This is a genomic window from Streptomyces sp. NPDC028305, from assembly GCF_055569495.1.
This window is the reverse complement of record NZ_JBVHTN010000010.1, coordinates 192229-207913: the sequence shown is the minus strand read 5'-3', so window position 1 is coordinate 207913 and position 15685 is coordinate 192229. Positions and strand designations below refer to the sequence as shown.

Here is a 15685-nt window from a genome sequence, read left to right as displayed (position 1 = left end):
TCCGCGTATGGGCCGGTTGTACGGGGGGTCAGCTGCTCAGCCGCTGGAAGCGCCGTACGGCCAGCGGCAGGAACACCGCCGTGAGGGCGACCGGCCAGACCACCGCCATCAGCATCGCGTGCTCCTCCACCCAGCCGCCCCCGCCCGGGACCGGGTTGCCGAACAGATCGCGGATCGCGTTGGCCGTCGACGAGACGGGGTTCCACAGCGCGATCGCCGCCAGCCAGTCCGGCATCATCGCGGGCGGGGTGAAGACGCTGGAGATCATCCCGAGGGGGAAGGCGACCGCGAAGAGATTCCCCGCGGCCTCCTGATTGGGCATCAGCAGCCCCAGACACACCCCGACCCAGATCAGCGCGGACCGCAGCAGGATCAGCAGCGCGAAGGCGCTCAGCGTCTCCAGCAGATTGCCGTCGGGCCGCCAGCCGACGGCCAGGGCGATCGTCGCGAGCACCGCGAGATCCACGGCGGCGCCGATGACATCGGCGATGCCCCGGCCGCTGACCACCGCGGAGGGCGCCATCGGCATGGAGCGATAGCGGTCCATGACGCCCCTCTCCTTGGTGGCGGCGACCACCACGGCAGTGCCCATGAAGCCGTTGGCCATGGTCATCGCGAACATGCCGGGCAGCGCGTAGTCCTCGTAGTCGGCCCCGCCGCCCACCTCCATCGCACTGCCGAAGACATAGACGAAGAGCAGCACGAACATCACGGGCGTGCCGAGCTGCCAGGCGATGGCGGAGGGATAGCGGAGACGGCTGATGAAGTCGGTCCGCACGATGGTCAGACAGTCCGCGACCGCCCAGTAGACCCGCCGCTCCGGCCCGTCCACGACCGCCTTGACCTCTGCTGCGGTGCTCATGCGCCCTCCTCCCGCTCAGTCCCGGCGCGCCGGGGCGCGCGGGCTTCCCTCGTCGCTGCCCGCTCCTCCGTCACCACGCGGCTCATGCGGCCACCTCCACCCTCTTGTCAGCCTTCGGCTCGTCGTCCGTGCGATGTCCGGTCAGCCGCAGGAAGACCTCGTCCAGGGTCGGGCGGCGCAGCCCGATGTCCTCGACGGCCACGCCCCGCTCCTGGAGCGCCCGGGCGACCTCGGTCAGCGCCGTGACCCGGTCGCGCACCGGGGCCGTCACCCGGCGGTCCTCCCGGTCGGCCCGCGGCTCGGCGGGCCGCTCGCCCGTACCCCCGACCCCGACCGCGGCCCGGTCCATGACCCGCGCCACGGCCTCGACGGCGGCCGGCAGGTCGGCGGTCTCCCGCACCACCACCTCGATCCGGTCCCCGCCGATCGCCCGCTTGAGCTCGGCGGGCGTGTCGTCGGCGATCTTCCGCCCCCGGTCGATCACGGCGACGCGGTCCGCGAGCTGATCGGCCTCGTCCAGGTACTGCGTGGTCAGCAGCACGGTCGTACCGCCCGCGACCAGCGAGCGGACCGCCTCCCACACCTCGTTGCGGCCGCGCGGGTCGAGCCCGGTCGTCGGCTCGTCGAGGAACAGCACCTGCGGGGCGAGGATCATGCTCGCGGCCAGGTCGAGCCGGCGCCGCATGCCGCCGCTGTACTCCTTGGAAACCGTGTCGGCGGCCTCGGTCAGCCCGAACGCGCTCAGCAGTTCGTCGGCCCGCCGGGCGGCCCGCGCCTTGTCCAGGTGGAAGAGGCGGCCGAACATCACCAGGTTCTGCCGCCCGCTCAGCGGCTCGGCCAGCGCCGGGTACTGGCCGGTCAGCCCGATCCGGCGGCGCACCTGGCGGGGCTGCTCCGTCACATCGAATCCGGCGACGGTCGCCCGGCCGCCGCTCGGCCGGGCCAGCGTGGACAGGATCCGCACCGCCGTCGTCTTGCCCGCGCCGTTGGGGCCGAGCAACCCCTGGACGGTGCCGCGGCCGACGGCCAGGTCGAAGCCGTCGAGCGCGCACTTTTGTCCGTATCGCTTGCACAGTCCTTCGGTGAGGACCGCCCATCGCGCCGTGTCCACAAGAAACCCCCAGGTCGTTCGGCGCCCATCAGGTCACTGGGTACAGCGTACCCAATAGCGGGTACACCGTACTCAGTTTTTGGTCGTGGCGTTAGGATGAGGACGCGATGACGACCACCGAACACAGCGGCAGCGGAGACATCTCCCGCAGCCTCGAGCTCATGTGGGGCACCGGCGAGCGGCCCAGCCGCGGCCCCAAACCCGGGCTGACCCTGGAGCGGATCGTGACGGCCGCCATCGCCATCGCCGACGCGGAAGGGCTCGCCGCGGTCTCCATGCGGCGGCTGTCGGCCGAACTGGGCACCGGCACCATGTCGCTGTACCGGTACATCCCCGGCAAGGCCGAGCTACTGGACCTGATGCTGGATCAGGTCCAGTCCTTCGACCCCACCGTCCACGACCTGGAGCTGGGCTGGCGGGAGACGATGGAGATGGTGGCGCGCGGCGCCTGGCAGCTGTACGAGCGCCACCCCTGGCTGCTCCAGGTCGACCAGGCGCGCCCCGTCCTCGGGCCGAACGCCATGGCGGGGCTGGAGTTCGCGCTGCGCGGCCTCGACGGCCTCGGCCTCACCGACCGCGAGCGGGTCCATGTCATCGTGACCGTCGACGGGTTCGCCACCGGCGTCGCCCGCACCCATCTGAACTCGACGATGGCCGAGAAGCGCACGGGCGTCAGCGACGAGGAGTTCTGGAAGGCGCACGGGCCCGCGATGGAGAAGGCGCTCGCCAGCGGCCGGTTCCCGATGCAGGCGGCGCTCGACGAGGACGCCTTCAAGGGGCCGGACACGGATGTCCGCGAATTCGGCCTGAAGAGGCTGCTGGACGGCATCGGCGCGTTCATCGAGACCCGCGCCGGCGACGCCGCCGAACAGTAGCCCCGGGGCAGTGACTCCGGAGCCCCTCAGCGCCGCCGGCGGAAGAGCGAGCGCAGGCCGAAGAACAGGGCCGCGGCAGCGGCGAACGTCAGCGCCGCCTTGAACAGATTGCCGTCCTTCTCCTTCTCCGACGCCTCACCGCCCGCCGCGGAGTCCCCGCCCCCGTTCTTCTTCTGCTCCTTCGCCGTCGCGTCCGGCAGCAGCTCCCCGCTCAGCTTCACCGCCGTGACCTTGCTGCCCGGCCCCTCCGTGCCGTACATCAGCGTGCCGCCGTCGGTGGTGAAGGTGACCGACTCGCCCTGCCGCTGCAACGGCAGATCCGGCTCCTTGTCGAGCTTCGCCGGCTTTCCGCCGCGCCAGCGGTATTCGGCGACGTTGAAATAGCCGCGGAGCACGAGTCTGCTGGCGTCCGGGGCGAAGGCTCCGTCCGTCACCTCCATGTCGATGTCGGCGACCCGCCGGAAGATGTTGACCCCCGAGGCGGACAGCTTCTCGGGGCCGGCGTACAGGCCGCCGTTGTCCTGGCTCTTGCTCGCGATGTAGGCCCGGCCGGTCCTGGGATCGACCATCATCGCCTCCGCGTTGCGCGGGCCGTCCTCGTATTTCACCGTGAACTGGGTCGCCGTGACCGTGGTGTCGCCGAGCTTCTTCGGCTCGGGGAAGCGGTAGATCCACACATGCGGCCAGGTCCCGCCCAGGTTGTCGCCGATGTCGGCGACATAGACGGCGCCGTCCGGCCCGATCGAGATGGCCTCCACATCGCGCGGGCTGCCGATGCCGCGCAGGGTGACGGTCGCGACCGTGCGCCCGGTCCTGCTGTCGACGGCGTAGACGTACGGGCCGTCGTCGCTGTCGTTGTGCGTCCAGTAGACGCCCGGGTGAAGACGGCTGGCCGCCAGGCCGCTGGACTCGGTGATCCGGGAGTCCTCGATCGTGAACGAGGACGGCGACGTGTGGTCGTCGGCGGCGGCCGGGGCGGCGGCGGGCAGAACCGCCAGCGCGGCGGCGCCGAGGACGGACGGAAGCGAACGCATGGGGCCAAGCCTGCCATCCGGACGCGGACCCGAGGGGCGGCAGTCGGCCAGGGGGCGGCCCCAGAGCCGCTACACCGGTCTGATTGACTTCGTCGAGAACGGGCAGATAACGAATGCGGAAGCGCTCGGCGCATCTCGTAAAGAGAATTCATAATCTCCCGATCAGTTGAGCTGATCCGGAGATTAATTTCCGGAAATTTATCGGTCATTGACGGCAAAGCGGACCGCGGCGTTGCATTGAAGAATACGGCCCGCCTACGGTCTTGCCCCATGAGCAATTACGGTGGTTCTTCTTACGCACAAACCGCGCCGCCCGCGCACGGGGGCGCTCCGGCGGACTCCGCGCCGCCCAAGAAGTTCGCGATCTTCGGGATCGTCGGCGCGGTCATCGCCCTTGTCGGCTCGCTGGTGAACTGGGTGGTCTCCGGCATGGAGGGCGCGGACGGCGGCATCAAGGGGATGGACGGCGACGGCGTGATCACGCTGATCGTCTCCGTCGTCGCCGCGCTGGTCCTGGTCGGCGCCATGGTCGCCAAGAAGGCGCCGCTCTACCTGGGCGCCGCGATCCTGTCGCTGGTCACTGCGGTCTTCGCCGTGATCAACATGGCGGACCCGGCTCGTCTGGTCGCCCAGAAGTACATGGACGAGGAGAACGTTTCCGACAGCATGGCCGAGAAGGCCGCGGAAGAGGCCGTGAAGCAGCTCGACATCTCCGCGGGCCCCGGCCTCTACATGGTGCTGATCGGCGCGGCGCTGACCATCGTCTTCGGCGTCCTCGGATTCATGAAGTCCCGCAACAGCCGATAAGAAAAAGAATTCGGCGAAGCATCCGAGAGCCCGCTTTTCGGCCGCACCCCGGCCGAGAATGCGGGCATTCGGATTTTCCGCACCACCTTCCGGAATCGCCCGGCGCTATGATCTCCGCGTGGCCGATATCTATGACCTGATCCTGTCGGTGGATCTCCCCGACACCCTCTCGGACGCCGAGATATCCGAACTCCGCTGGCACCTGGGCCTCGCCCCGCAGCCCGCCGCCCCCCTGTCCCTCGTGACCGACTACGCCGAGCCGCTGATCGGCGACGACGGCCGGCCGGAGGAGGACGAGCAGGGCAACTGGCTGACGGTCTACGAGCCGTACCCCGTCCTCGCCGCCAAGGGCCCCGCCCACCGCGCCGGCGGCGTACTCCTGTCGGCCCTGGAGCCCGGGAACCACGGCGGCTGGGCCCTGACCTCCCGCCAGGAGTTCCACCCCGACGAGTTCGGCAGGCTGGGCGAGCTCCTGGTCTGGCTGCACGAGCGGGCCGTGGACTCCCTCGGCTTCCAGTGCCATCTGCGCTTCTACGAGGAGGACACCTTCGCGCCGGTGTCCGTCACCGAAGGTGAAGTGCACTGGCCCTGAGCTGACCCGGCGGGCCCTTGATTCGAGCGCACTCGAACGGCTTGGCTAGGTGTTCATGGAGTACACGCAGCTCGGACGTACGGGACTCAAGGTCAGCCGGCTGGTCCTCGGCACCATGAACTTCGGCCCGCAGACCGACGAGGCCGACAGCCACGCGATCATGGACGCGGCACTCGACGCGGGCGTCAACTTCTTCGACACCGCCAACGTCTACGGATGGGGCGAGAACAAGGGCCGCACCGAGGAGATCATCGGCAGCTGGTTCGCGCTGGGCGGCGGGCGGCGCGAGAAGACCGTGCTGGCCACCAAGGTCTACGGCAACATGGGCGCCGAAGGCGAGCCCTGGCCCAACGACGACAAGCTCTCCGCGCTCAACATCCGCCGCGCCGTCGACGCCAGCCTCAAGCGGCTGGGCACCGACCACATCGACCTGTACCAGTTCCACCACGTCGACCGCTCGACGCCCTGGGACGAGATCTGGCAGGCCATCGACGTCCTGGTGCAGCAGGGCAAGGTCCTCTACGCCGGCTCCTCCAACCACGCCGGCTGGCACATCGCCCAGGCCAACGAGACCGCGCGCCGCCGTGGCTCGCTGGGGCTGGTCAGCGAGCAGTGCCTGTACAACCTGTTCGAGCGGCGCGCCGAGATGGAGGTCATCCCGGCCGCGCAGGAGTACGGCCTCGGGGTGATCCCCTGGTCGCCGCTGCACGGCGGGCTGCTGGGCGGCGCCCTCCGCAAGGAGCGCGAGGGCGGCGGTGCGCGCTCCACGTCCGGGCGCAGCGCCGACGTGCTGAAGGACGCCGCGGTGCGGGACAAGGTCCAGCGGTACGAGGACCTGCTCGACAAGCACGATCTGGAGCCCGGCGAGGTGGCCCTGGCGTGGCTGCTGACCCGGCCCGGGGTGACCGGCCCGATCGTCGGCCCGCGCACCGCCGAGCAGCTCACCTCCGCGGTCCGCGCGAGCGAGCTGACGCTCGGCGAGGAGCTGCTGACCGCGCTGGACGAGATCTTCCCGGGTACGGGCCCCTCGCCCGAGGCGTTCGCCTGGTAGGACTCAACGTCACGTCACGCCGTGGCGGCGGCACGGCTCGGGCTCGGCCTCAGCCGAACGCGGCCGCCACGGCGACGACGACGAGTATCAGCACGAGCGCACCGCTCATGATCAGGTTCCTGGTCTTCGGGTCCACGCCTCGAGGGTAACGGGACCGCTCAGCGCCCCAGCGGCCAGGCGGCCACCACCTCGTAGCGGGGGTGCGCGCCCGCGACCCCGGGCGTCGGCGGATGGCTGCGCACCAGGCTGAGCTCGGTCACCGTCCAGGCGCTGCCCTCGAAGTCCTCGAGCCCCGCCACATACGGCCTCAGGTCCGCGCCGCCGCGGCAGCGCGCGAGCGTGAGATGGGCGTGGTAGGGGCGGTGCCGGTCCATGTGGAGGCCGGCCCGCCGGGCCCCGGCCTCGGCGGAGTCGGCCAGGTGGCCCAGGGTCGCCCGGTCGCCCTCGACGCCGGCCCACACCACCTTGTCGGAGAAGCGGCCGCCGCCCGCGAGCCGGACCTCGTGGGGCGGGTGGCGGTGGGCCGCCCGCCCCAGCCGCTCGTGCAGCTCGGGCAGCACGCTCTCGTCGACCCGGCCGAAGAAGGCGAGGGTGAAGTGCCAGCCCGCGCGCTCGGTCCAGCGCAGCCCGTCCGCGCCCGGGAGCCCGCGCAGCGCGGCGACCCGGGCGGCGAGCTCGGCGACGGCCGCCTCGGGGGGCAGCACAGCGGCGAAGAGTCTCACCCGCCCAGTCTCGCGCAGCAACCGCCCGGCCCGCCCGGCCCGCCCGGCGCGCCCGGGGTCAGACCGCCGCGGGCAGCGACGCCTCCTGGCTCTCCGGCGTGCGCGGCACGAAGGCGATGTGCGGGCGCCCCGGCCGCAGATTGACCTTCACCCGCAGTCCGCCCGCCCGTACGAGGACCAGACCGACCACCACCGCGGCCGCCGCGGAGACCAGCCCGCCCGCCGCGAAGCCGACCCGCGGGCCGTAGGTGTCGGTCACCCAGCCCACCAGCGGGCCGCCGACCGGGGTGCCGCCGACGAAGACCATCATGAACAGGCTCATCACTCTGCCGCGCATCGCGGGGTCGGTGGCCAGCTGGACGCTGGAGTTCGCCGTCACGTTGAAGGTCAGGGAGAAGATCCCGATCGGCACCATGAGCGCAGCGAAGAGCCAGAAGGCCGGGGACAGCGCCGCCGCGACCTCCAGCAGGCCGAACATCAGCGCCGCGCCGACCAGCACCCGCTGCCGCGTCGCGGTCCGCCGGGCGGCGAGCAGCGCGCCGGTCACCGAGCCGACCGCTATCAGCGAGTTGAGCAGGCCGTAGGTGCCCGGTCCCGCGTCGAAGACGTCGTCGGCGAAGGCGCTGAGCCAGATCGGGAAGTTGAAGCCGAAGGTGCCGATGAAGCCGACCAGCACGATGGGCCAGATCAGGTCCGGGCGCCCGGCGACATAGCGCAGCCCCTCGCGCAGCTGGCCCTTGCCGCGCGGCGCGCGCTCGACCTTGTGCAGCTCGCCGGGGCGCATCATCAGCAGGCCGATGAGCGGGGCGCCGAACGACAGCCCGTTGAGCAGGAAGGCCCAGCCGCTGCCGACGGCGGTGATCAGCACACCGGCGACCGCGGGGCCCACCAGCCGGGCGGACTGGAAGTTCGCGGAGTTCAGGCTGACCGCGTTGCGCAGGTCCTTCGGGCCGACCATCTCGACCACGAACGCCTGGCGCGTGGGGTTGTCGACGACCGTGACCATGCCGAGCAGGAACGCGATCAGATAGACGTGCCAGACCTGCACCTGGCCGCTGAGCGTGAGCGCGGCGAGCGCGAGCCCGCACAGCCCGAGGGCGCCCTGGGTGAGGATCAGCAGCCGCCGCTTGGGGTAGCGGTCGGCGATGACGCCGCCGTACAGGCCGAAGAGCAGCATCGGGAGGAACTGGAGCGCGGTGGTGATACCGACGGCGGTCGAGGAGCCGGTGAGGCTGAGGACGAGCCAGTCCTGGGCGATACGCGACATCCAGGTGCCCGTGTTGGATATCACGGCACCGGTGGCGAACAGCCGGTAGTTCCGGACCTTCAGGGAACTGAAGGTCCCGCCCCTGGTGCGCCCGGCTGCGGCGTCACCAGTGGGGTCGGTCGCGGGGTCGATATCGGGTGCGGGTGCGGAATCTGCTCCGGGTCCCGTACTCAAAGTGCGTTCGCCTCCTAGGCGGGCTCGTCTTCTCTCACATGTGCGCGAGCTTCTCCAGGACCGGCGCGGCGGCCCGCAGCGCGGCCCACTCCTCCTCGCTCAACCCGCCGACCAGCTCGGCCAGCCATGCGTTCCGCCTGCGGCGGCTCTCTTCGAGCATGGCCTCTGCCCGCTCGGTCGGCGAGACGACTTTCTGCCGCCGGTCCTCGGGGTGCGGCTCCAGCCTGACCAGTCCCTTGGCCTCGAGCAGCGCCACGATGCGGGTCATCGAGGGCGGCTGGACATGCTCCTTGCGGGCCAGCTCACCTGGGGTGGCGGAGCCGCACTGGGCCAGAATGCCCAGCACCGACATCTCGGTAGGGCTGAGCGACTCGTCGACGCGCTGGTGCTTGAGCCGACGGGACAGTCGCATCACGGCGGATCGCAGCGAGTTCACCGCGGCTGTGTCCGCATCGCCATCATGGGACAGATCCGGCATGGTCTTTAGCATAACTCATTACCTCGTCTAATGAAAACCCGCGTTACGGCTCTATTGCATTTTCACCCATACGAGTGAGTCCACTCCGGAAAGTGACGCGACGAGACCTATGTCACGGGGACTCTGACCCGTATGGGATCGAAAGTGCTCAGCCTACGGATGGACGGTGAGCTGCTGGACCGGATCCGGGAGCATGCCGCAAAACGCGGAATGAGCGTCCAGGACTATGTCATCCGGACGCTCATTCGCGAGGACTTCGACGAACGCTTCAAGACCTCCGTCGACGAGACGGAGCGCTTCTACGGCCGGACCACCTGACCCCGGCCGCGCGGCCGGCTCCCCGGCCCGGCCCGCGTGACGGCCTCAGCCGGTTCCGATCGCCTGCTGGATCGGGTCCAGCAGGAAGTAGACGAGGAAGCACAGCCCGACCGCGCTCAGCAGCCACGGCACCTCCCGTGTCCGCTTGGTCGCGATCCGCAGCAGCAGATACGACAGCACGCCGAGGCCGATCCCGTTGGTGATGCTGTAGGTGAACGGCATCGACACCATGGTCAGGAACGCCGGGACCGCGATCGTGAAGTCGCTCCAGTCGATCTCCTTGACGTTCGCGGCCATGATCAGGAAGCCCACGACGACCAGCGCCGGGGTCGCGGCCTGCGACGGGACGACCTTGGCCAGCGGGGTGAAGATCAGCGCGAGCAGGAAGAGCCCGCCGGTCACCACGTTGGCGAAGCCGGTGCGGGCGCCCTCTCCGACCCCCGCCGTGGACTCCACGAAGCAGGTGTTCGCCGAGGCCGAGCCGAAGCCGCCGCCCGCGACCGCCACACCGTCCACCATCAGGATCCGGCCCATCCCCGGCAGCTGGCCCCGCTCGTCCGTGAGCCCGGCCTCCTCGCCGACGCCGATGATCGTGCCCATGGCGTCGAAGAAGCCGGACAGCAGCACGGTGAAGACGAACAGACAGCCGGTGAGAATGCCCACCTCATGGAAGCCGCCGAACAGGCTGATGTGACCGATCAGGCCGAAGTCCGGGGTGGCAACCACCTTGTCCGGCACATTGGGGACGGTCAGCCCCCAGCTCAGGTCCGGGATGTTCGCCACCGCGTTGATCGCCACCGCGACCACCGTCATGGTCGCCATGCCGATCAGGATCGCGCCCCGCGTCTTGCGGACGACCAGCACGAAGGTGAGCGCGAGCCCGAGCACGAAGACCAGCACCGGCCAGCCGTGCAGCCTGCCCGCGACACCCAGGGCCATGGGCACGGAGGTCTCGGCCTTGTCCGGGTTACGGGTGACGAAGCCCGAGTCGACCAGGCCGATCAGGGCGATGAACAGCCCGATGCCGATCGCGATCGCCCGGCGCAACCCGCCCGGGATCGCGTCCATCACCCGCTGCCGCAGCCCGGAGGCGACCAGCAGCATCAGCACCAGGCCCGCGAGGACCACCATGCCCATGGCGTCCGGCCAGCTCATCTTGGGCGCGAGCTGAAGCGAGACCACGGCGTTGATGCCGAGCCCGGCGGCGAGCGCGATCGGGACGTTGCCGATGACCCCCATGAGCAGGGTGGTCAGGCCGGCCATCAGGGCGGTGGCGGTGACGAGCTGGGCGTTGTCCAGATGGTGGTGGTACTTGTCCTCGCCGGCCCCGAGGATGATCGGGTTCAGCACGAGGATGTACGCCATCGCGAAGAAGGTCGCCAGACCGCCGCGGACCTCCCGGGAGATGGAGGACCCCCGCTCACTGATCCGGAAAAACCTGTCCAGGCCGCTCTTGGGGGGTGCCGGAGCCTGCTGCGTGGCGTCGGCCGGCGCGGTGGCCGAGGGGGTCATGAGGTACCTCAAAGGTGCGTGAAGACAACCAACGGGCCATTTTGGATGATCAGACAAGACATTCCAGCCAGACCCGGACCGATTCAGTATGAATACATGAAGTGCAAAAACGCCAATCCCGGATGATCAGTGACGACTGGTGACGGCAAGCGACCGGGCCGGGTGGAGGGACCGCGCTCCCGCCGCCCCCGCACCCGGCCCGTAAGCTGTGCTCATGACGAAGTGGACCCCCAAACACGAGGCCCCGGCGCCCCTTGAGGGCAATGTCGTCGCCACCATCACCGGCGGCACGATCGTGTGGTTCGTCCTCTTCCTGGTCCAGCTGCCCTTCTACAGCTGGTACGCGGACCACGGCCATGCGTGGTGGCTGTGGACCTGCCTGGCCGGCGGCGGCCTCGGACTGATCGGCATCTGGTACGTCCGCGCCCGGGAGGCAGCCATCCGCCGCTCCCGCGAGCCCTGAGCCCGGAGGAACCGCCCTCGCTGTCGGTGACGCAGGTTTCAGTGCCGCCACGGTTCTCTACTGGTGCGACGATTGCTCACCTTCGTATGCCAACTGGCCGGTAATGTGGGCTTCATGACCGGTCATGGTTTTCGAGCGGACCAAATCGATACGAGCAAGCCGCACTCGGCCCGTATGTACGACTACTTCCTCGGCGGGAAGACCCACTACTCCGTCGATGCCCGGGCCGCCGAACAGGTCGAGGCCGTCTGGCCCGACGTCATACCGTGGACCCGCGCCAACCGGTCTTTCATGCACCGCGCCACCCGCTGGCTGGCCACCGAGGCGGGCATCCGCCAGTTCCTGGACATCGGCACCGGCATCCCCACCGAGCCCAATCTGCACCAGGTGGCGCAGCAGGCGGCCCCCGCCTCCCGGGTCGTCTACGCCGACAACGACCCCATCGTCCTGGCCCACGCACAGGCGCTGATGCTGTCCAGCCGTGCAGGGCGCACCGCCTACCTCCACGCCGACGTCACCGCCCCCGAGGCCATCCTCGCCGCCGACGAGCTGCACGCCACGCTGGATCTGGACCAGCCGGTCGCGCTGTCCCTCAACGCGCTCATGCACTTCATCGGCGACGACCAGAAGCCCTACGAAATCGTCGAGCGGCTGCTCGCCCCGCTGGCGCCGGGCAGCTACCTCGTCCTCTCGCACGGCGCGATCGACCCCCGCCCCGGCCTCTCCGACGCGGTCACCGAGCTCTACCGCGCGAGCGGCATCCATGTGCAGGGGCGCACCCTGGAGGAGGTCACGGCCTTCTTCGACGGGCTGGAGCTCGTCGAGCCGGGCGTGGTCATGCCGCACCGCTGGAGGCCCGGGAGCGAGCGGGAGCGGGCCGAGGCGGAGTCGACGGATCTGTGGATCTACGCGGGGGTCGGGCGCAAGGGGTAAGCCGGGGTGCGTCAGTCGAACCAGCGGGCCCGGGCCAGTTCCTCGGTGCGGGTCAGGTCCTCCAGGAGGGCCGCCACCTCGAAGCGGCGCGCCCACTGTCCTGCCGCCCAGGCCAGGCCCGCCGCCACGCCCTCCAGCGTCGAGGCGTGCAGGGTGCCGTCCGCATAGCGCCAGTCCAGTTCGGTGCCGCCCTCTACCAGCAGCTCCTCGTGCTCGACGTACGACAGCGGGGCGCCCGGCAGCAGTTCGCGCACCGCCGCCGGGACCTCGTGCGACTCGCCCTCGGAGACGACCGGGGCCGGGTACGCCTCGCTGAGCCGCCGCACCTGGAACAGCTCCGCCACGTCCGCCGCCCGCGTGGGCCGCACCGGCAGCAGCGCCCGCCCCTCCGCCTCGGCCAGCGGCATCAGGTCCGGCGCGTCCGCGACCAGCGCCTCCCCCGCGTCGACCACGCGCGCCTCGCCGTCGGCCACGGCGCGCAGCTCGTCCGGCAGGGTCACCTGCTCGGGGTCCAGGTCGGCCAGGAGCCCGTAGATGGCGTGCAGCTGGGCGGGGGTCACCGGGCGGTCCTCGTCGGCCAGCCTGGCCAGCAGCTCCGCCGCCCCGCCCGGCTCGTCCAGCAGCGCGGCGACCGAGGTCCGTACGCCCAGCGCCCGCAGCACCTGCTCGTCCTCGAACCCGGCCGCGTCCACCGGCTCGTACAGGCCGACCAGCAGCGGGTCGCCCCCGGCCGCGCGCAGCCCCGCCGGCCGGCGCCCGTCCAGCACCGGGTGGCCGCGCAGCCACCAGGCGGTGTACGAGCGCACGATCTCCGTCGTGCCGTTGGGCAGCAGCACCCGCACCGGCGCGGTGAGCGCGTCGCGCAGCGGCGGCTGCGCCAGCATCGCCAGCGCCCTGGGCCAGGCGTCGTCGTCGACCAGGTCAAGGTCCCGCACGGCGACGATCTCGGTGGCCACCGGCGGCACCGGGGTCTCGGGCAGCCGGTCCAGGACGTCCTCGCACCACACGTCGACCGCGTCCAGCAGGCCCACGTCGTCGGGCTCGGCGAAGTCCCCTTCCCTCGGCTCCAGCTCGTCCGGGTCCAGGACCACATCGGTGGCGCGCACCAGCGTGAAGCCGGCCAGCACGCCGACCGCCGCCAGCGTCTCCTCGCCCCAGCGCTCGGCGAGCTCGGCGTCGCACGCGGCCAGCTCGCCCTCTCGCATCACCTGCTCGAAGGCGCTCCCGGGGAAGACCAGCTCCCCGGCGGGGGCCGGCTCGCCGTCCTCGTCGGGCAGCGCCAGCGCGGCCAGCCACGGCTCGTCGCCGGGCGCCAGCCGGGCCTGCTGGACGAGGCCGAGAACCGTCTCGGCGAGCGTGTCGGGGCCGAGCGCGGCGGCGGGCGCGCCCTCGTCCTCCGCGAACGGGTCGTACTCGTCCTCCGCGTCCAGCGAGTGGGCGACGGCGGCCCGCACCTGAGGGGTGGTCAGCACGGCGCGCGGGGTCGCGGGGGTCGCGCCGAGCTTCTCCAGCAGCGGGTGGGCGGCGTCCGGATGGGCGACCTTCAGGCCAAGACGCGCCAGCGTGCGGTGCCGGTCGTCGCCCGGCTCCTCGCCCTCGCCCGGCAGCGGCAGCAGCACCTGCCGGGGCCCGATGGTCGTACGCCCGTCCGCCAGCGGCACCGGCAGCCCGCTGAGCCGGTCCGGGTCGGTGCCGCCCAGCGAGTCGTACAGCCGCCGCCACCACGCGGGGGCGCGCTCGACGCCCGCGAGCCGGTCGATCACCTCGCCGAGCGGCACCCGCGCCACGCCCAGCACCCGCAGCTCCTGCCGCCGTTCGAGACCGGCGGGCAGCAGCGTGGGGAACAGCTCGGCCAGCACCCCGACCGTCTCGGCGCCCGCGCCCTCCAGGATCTCGGCGTCCCGGGGCCGCAGCGCGTACGGCTCGCTGTCGGAGCCGCCGACCAGGATGTCGTCGTCCCACGGCTCGGCGCCCGGGTTCCCCGGACCGCCCTGCGCGGCGTCCGGGCCCAGCGCGTCCGGCGAGCCCAGCCAGCCCGTCTCCGTCCCGACAGCCCCGGCGCCAGCCTCTTCGCTGCCCGCCGGGGCGGCGGCGCTGGGCAGGAACGGCACGCGCGGCAGCAGCTCCAGGATCCGCCGGCGCAGCTCGCCGTCCAGCTCCCCCCGGCCCAGCGGGCCGGGCACCAGGTCGATCGTCCCGACCCCCACCGGGTGCCAGTCGCGCAGCAGCGCCGCGTACGCCTCGGCTGCCCGCTCCACCAGGAAGTCCGTCAGCGGCCCCGGGGCGGTGTGGCGGCGGGTGGGCTCCAGCGGGAAGGAGGCGATGAGCAGCGCGGGCACGCCCAGGGGCTCGTCCGTCGGCGTCGGCGCGTGCACCACCGGGGCCGTGTCCGGCCGCGCCGGGGCGCCCTCGGCGTCCACCGGCACCGCCCAGGTCACCGACCACACCGGCCGCAGCCGCTCCTCCACCGGGCGGTCGGCGAGCAGCGCGGCGTCCAGCGGGCCGCCCGCGGTCTCGGTCCGCCACCTGCGGACCCCCGCACGGCTGTCCTCGACGACCGTGTACGGACCCGCCCCCTCTGCCCGCGTCTGCCGCAGCGTCCGTACGCCCTCGGGCGTCTCGACCACGACCTCGGCCAGGCCCGGCAGGGTGATCAGCAGCGCGTCGTCGACACCGCCCAGCAGCCGCTCCACCACGTCCTGCGCGGCGCCGTCGCGCAGCGGCAGCACGACCACCGTGTCGTACCCGTCCGGCGCGGTGCCCTCCGCGGGCAGCGGCAGGCGCAGCAGCGGTACGTGCCCGTCGCGGCGGCGCAGCTCGTCCCCGAGGCCGGGGTTCGCCTCCGCCGCGCGCTGCGCCAGCTCCCGCGCCTCCGCCAGCGACCAGCGCACGCCGCCCGAGCGGCCCACGACCGCGGGCTCGTCGCTGACCGCGAGCACCGCCGCGAAGCCGACCCCGAACCGGCCGACGGCGGCGTCCTCCCACCCGGCGGTGTCGCGCTTCGCGGACGCCCGCAGCGTCGACAGCGACTCCACGCCGGCCGCGTCCAGTGGCGCCCCGGTGTTGGCCGCGGCCAGCACGGCGGGCTCGCCGTCCCGCGCCGGGTGCAGGGTCAGCCGCAGCCGGCCGGGCACGCCGGCCCGGGCGGCGGCGTCCGAGGCGTTCTGCGCCAGCTCGACCACGAGGCGATCACGGTGGCCGCCCAGCGCCAGGTCCTCCTCGGCGTTGGCGTCCTCCCGGAACCTCGCGGGAGACGCGGCCCAGGCGTCCAGCACGCCGCGCCGCAGCCGCGCGGTCCCGAACGGATCCGCGTCCTCCGTCGCGCCTCGCACCATCGCCGTGCTGCTCACGTGTCGCCTCCGGGGTCCTGGTCTGGGTCCGAACGGGGAACGCGACCCGCGCCTCAGGGTTCCCCCGCGGCCCGCCTTCCCCACTGCTGTTCGCCGAACGTACCGCCACCTCGCTCCCGATCTCGCGCCGCCCTCC

General features: G+C 71.8%; 15 protein-coding genes. 7 read left to right on the top strand and 8 right to left on the bottom strand.

The features are described from left to right. Positions 1-28 precede the first annotated feature (28 nt). Entirely contained in the window at positions 29-862 is an 834-nt protein-coding gene (locus ACZ4WQ_RS38575) for an ABC transporter permease (RefSeq protein WP_361184156.1), read from the bottom strand. Positions 863-944: 82 nt separating this feature from the next. After that, positions 945-1973, bottom strand: a complete 1029-nt coding sequence (locus ACZ4WQ_RS38570; protein WP_398374741.1) for an ATP-binding cassette domain-containing protein — start codon at positions 1971-1973, stop codon at positions 945-947. A 107-nt stretch (positions 1974-2080) separates the two neighbouring features. Between ACZ4WQ_RS38570 and ACZ4WQ_RS38565 the strand changes: the two genes are divergently transcribed. After that, the gene (locus ACZ4WQ_RS38565) at positions 2081-2848 is read left to right on the top strand and encodes a TetR/AcrR family transcriptional regulator (protein WP_398374743.1); all 768 of its coding nucleotides are present in this window, start codon (positions 2081-2083) and stop codon (positions 2846-2848) included. Positions 2849-2874: 26 nt separating this feature from the next. Here ACZ4WQ_RS38565 and ACZ4WQ_RS38560 read toward each other — a convergent pair whose 3' ends face one another. Next, positions 2875-3882, bottom strand: coding sequence for a hypothetical protein (locus ACZ4WQ_RS38560; RefSeq protein ID WP_398374745.1), 1008 nt, complete (start codon positions 3880-3882; stop codon positions 2875-2877). Between the two features lie 270 nt (positions 3883-4152). On the opposite strand from ACZ4WQ_RS38560, the gene ACZ4WQ_RS38555 reads away from it, so the two are divergent. The 3 genes from ACZ4WQ_RS38555 (at position 4153) to ACZ4WQ_RS38545 (ending at position 6332) form a co-directional block, all read left to right on the top strand. Beyond that, positions 4153-4689, top strand: coding sequence for a hypothetical protein (locus tag ACZ4WQ_RS38555; protein WP_398374746.1), 537 nt, complete (start codon positions 4153-4155; stop codon positions 4687-4689). Positions 4690-4807: 118 nt separating this feature from the next. Beyond that, positions 4808-5281: a hypothetical protein gene (locus ACZ4WQ_RS38550; RefSeq protein ID WP_385351067.1), complete on the top strand. Its 474-nt coding sequence runs from the start codon at positions 4808-4810 to the stop codon at positions 5279-5281. 55 nt (positions 5282-5336) lie between these two features. Then, positions 5337-6332, top strand: a complete 996-nt coding sequence (locus tag ACZ4WQ_RS38545; protein ID WP_398374748.1) for an aldo/keto reductase — start codon at positions 5337-5339, stop codon at positions 6330-6332. Between the two features lie 158 nt (positions 6333-6490). Here ACZ4WQ_RS38545 and thpR read toward each other — a convergent pair whose 3' ends face one another. From thpR to ACZ4WQ_RS38530, 3 genes are read right to left on the bottom strand one after another with little or no spacing between them, the layout of a single operon-like run. After that, positions 6491-7054, bottom strand: coding sequence for an RNA 2',3'-cyclic phosphodiesterase (thpR, locus tag ACZ4WQ_RS38540; protein WP_398374750.1), 564 nt, complete (start codon positions 7052-7054; stop codon positions 6491-6493). A 58-nt stretch (positions 7055-7112) separates the two neighbouring features. Continuing rightward, positions 7113-8495: an MFS transporter gene (locus tag ACZ4WQ_RS38535; protein ID WP_311724435.1), complete on the bottom strand. Its 1383-nt coding sequence runs from the start codon at positions 8493-8495 to the stop codon at positions 7113-7115. Between the two features lie 34 nt (positions 8496-8529). Continuing rightward, positions 8530-8973 (bottom strand): MarR family winged helix-turn-helix transcriptional regulator, encoded by a 444-nt coding sequence (locus ACZ4WQ_RS38530; RefSeq protein WP_311724436.1) that lies wholly within the window; start codon positions 8971-8973, stop codon positions 8530-8532. A 132-nt stretch (positions 8974-9105) separates the two neighbouring features. On the opposite strand from ACZ4WQ_RS38530, the gene ACZ4WQ_RS38525 reads away from it, so the two are divergent. Then, positions 9106-9291, top strand: coding sequence for a ribbon-helix-helix protein, CopG family (locus ACZ4WQ_RS38525; RefSeq protein WP_352130292.1), 186 nt, complete (start codon positions 9106-9108; stop codon positions 9289-9291). 45 nt (positions 9292-9336) lie between these two features. Here the strand turns inward: ACZ4WQ_RS38525 and ACZ4WQ_RS38520 are convergent, their stop codons facing one another. Beyond that, complete coding sequence (locus tag ACZ4WQ_RS38520) at positions 9337-10803, bottom strand: NCS2 family permease (RefSeq protein ID WP_398374753.1); 1467 nt, start codon at positions 10801-10803, stop codon at positions 9337-9339. Positions 10804-11017: 214 nt separating this feature from the next. Between ACZ4WQ_RS38520 and ACZ4WQ_RS38515 the strand changes: the two genes are divergently transcribed. Next, positions 11018-11266 (top strand): DUF2530 domain-containing protein, encoded by a 249-nt coding sequence (locus tag ACZ4WQ_RS38515; RefSeq protein ID WP_311724439.1) that lies wholly within the window; start codon positions 11018-11020, stop codon positions 11264-11266. A 114-nt stretch (positions 11267-11380) separates the two neighbouring features. Further along, the gene (locus ACZ4WQ_RS38510; protein ID WP_311724440.1) at positions 11381-12199 is read left to right on the top strand and encodes an SAM-dependent methyltransferase; all 819 of its coding nucleotides are present in this window, start codon (positions 11381-11383) and stop codon (positions 12197-12199) included. Positions 12200-12210: 11 nt separating this feature from the next. On the opposite strand, the gene ACZ4WQ_RS38505 is transcribed toward ACZ4WQ_RS38510, so the two are convergent. After that, on the bottom strand, positions 12211-15534 hold the full coding sequence (locus ACZ4WQ_RS38505; protein ID WP_398374898.1) for a sacsin N-terminal ATP-binding-like domain-containing protein: 3324 nt from the start codon (positions 15532-15534) through the stop codon (positions 12211-12213). Positions 15535-15685 lie beyond the last annotated feature (151 nt).